Origin of the sequence: Staphylococcus sp. EG-SA-14, assembly GCF_017151935.1 — a bacterium.
In the GTDB taxonomy this organism is placed as follows: Bacteria; Bacillota; Bacilli; order Staphylococcales; family Staphylococcaceae; genus Staphylococcus; species Staphylococcus aureus.
The window spans coordinates 1-249 of record NZ_JACVZM010000097.1 but is presented as its reverse complement, the minus strand read 5'-3'; the positions used below and the strand labels follow the sequence as shown (position 1 = coordinate 249).

The following is a 249-nucleotide window of genomic DNA, read 5'->3' as shown; positions in this document are numbered from 1 at the left end:
TTTGGCTATGGAATTAGTAAATTGCCATACCTTTTATATCCGTTTGTAAAAATTACAGATGCATATGTTAATCCAGAAATGGGCTGGACATTAGTGATTGTCTTTATTTTAGGTTTACTTTTATTACATCCATGTCTAATGCATTCAACTCACGAACGATACTACCTCCAAAACGACCTAGACCGATGACTACATATTCTTTACCCATACTCGCCCTCCATTAAATGATTTTCATCAATTCATTGAAAA

At 33.7% G+C, this 249-nt stretch carries 1 pseudogene; it reads left to right on the top strand.

Annotated features, from left to right (window positions below):
• Positions 1–189: pseudogene (locus IDG63_RS14460) on the top strand (hypothetical protein); the annotation flags it as partial.
• Between the last annotated feature and the right edge of the window lie 60 nt (positions 190–249).